Source organism: Ideonella azotifigens (genome assembly GCF_006519715.1).
In the GTDB taxonomy this organism is placed as follows: Bacteria; Pseudomonadota; Gammaproteobacteria; order Burkholderiales; family Burkholderiaceae_C; genus Ideonella; species Ideonella azotifigens.
Genome location: NZ_VIDT01001096.1, coordinates 1 through 1,260, shown reverse-complemented (window position 1 = coordinate 1,260; position 1,260 = coordinate 1). Strand labels below are relative to the sequence as shown.

The 1,260-nt window shown below is 70.3% G+C and carries 2 protein-coding genes; both read right to left on the bottom strand.

Annotated features, from left to right (window positions below; translation table 11 throughout):
- Positions 1-646 (bottom strand): aminotransferase class V-fold PLP-dependent enzyme (locus FKP22_RS30825; protein WP_141291989.1); only part of this gene is annotated, 646 nt, incomplete at its 3' end.
- 131 nt (positions 647-777) lie between these two features.
- The coding region (locus FKP22_RS30820; protein ID WP_141291988.1) for a GGDEF domain-containing protein at positions 778-1,260 on the bottom strand (483 nt) is incomplete at its 5' end.

Sequence of the window (1,260 nt, the reverse complement as noted above, 5' to 3'; positions counted from 1 at the left end):
GCGCATAGAGCTTGTGGCCCGAGAAGGGCGCGTAGTCGATGCGGCGCTCGGCCAGGCGCAGCGGCAGCTTGCCCAGCGCCTGCACGCCGTCCACCATCCAGAAGGCGCGGCTGCCGGCGGCCTGCAGCGTGGCGGCAATGCCGTCCAGGTCGCTGATCACACCGGTCTCGTTGTTCGCGGCCATGGTGCAGACCAGGCCGGCATCCGCCGCATGTTCGGCCAGCCAGGCCAGGTCGTGCAGCCCGTCGGTGCCCACCGGAATCGCCTGCACCTGCAGGCCCAGGCCGAGCAGCCGGTTCCAGTGTTTCAGCGCCTCGGGCACGGCCTTGTGTTCGGTGGCGCCGTACAGCAGCAGGCTGCCGATGGCTTCGCCGCGCTCGCGGCGTTCGCGCAGCGCGCCCAGGCTGGACAGCACGGCGGTCTGGATGCCTTCGGTCGCGCCGCTGGTGAACAGCAGCTGGCCGTCACCCGCGCCGAGCAGGCGGCGGGCCAGCGCACGCACGCCGTCGATCAGGGACTTGGCCTTCAGGCCGGTGCTGTGGATGGAGCTGGGGTTGCCGTAGTCGTCGACCATCGCCTGGATGGCGGCATGGCGGGCTTGGGCCAGCACCGGCGTGGTGGCATTGGCGTCGAGGTAGATGTCCATGGCGGCAGGCCTCGGGATCGCCGGCGGCCCTCAGGAAAACGCAGATGGGGGCAATGGTAGTGGCTGTCCCTGCCCGTGCCTTGCGTGAATCCCGCATGGTGGGCCGCGGTTTGTGCAGGCCTGACGGTTTTTCAGCCGAGGGGCGGCCCGGCATCGTCGGCGGCGTGCGTGTCGATCAGCACCGCGCGGTTGCGGCCCTGGCGCTTGGCTTCGTAAAGCGCCAGGTCGGCCTGGTTCAGCGCGCTGTCCACCGTGTGCAGTTCGGGGCGGATGAGTGCTGCGCCCAGGCTGATGCGGCAGGGCAGCTGGCGCTCGCCAAGCTTCAGCGGATGTTCATCGAACAGCAGCGGCAGGCGCTGGGCCAGGCTGGCCGCGTGTTCCGGCCCGTCGAGCACGACGGCGAATTCGTCGCCGCCGACGCGGGCGAAGATGTCGTCTGCCCGCAGCGTGGCGCGGACCAGCTGCGTCAGGTGGCACAGCATGGCATCGCCCGCGGCATGGCCGTGTTCGTCATTGACCTGTTTGAAGTGGTCCACGTCCAGCAGCAGCAGGGCCATGGGCTGGCCGCGCTGGCAGGCGTCGCGCAGGCGCTGGCCGGCCTGCTCGATGAAGCT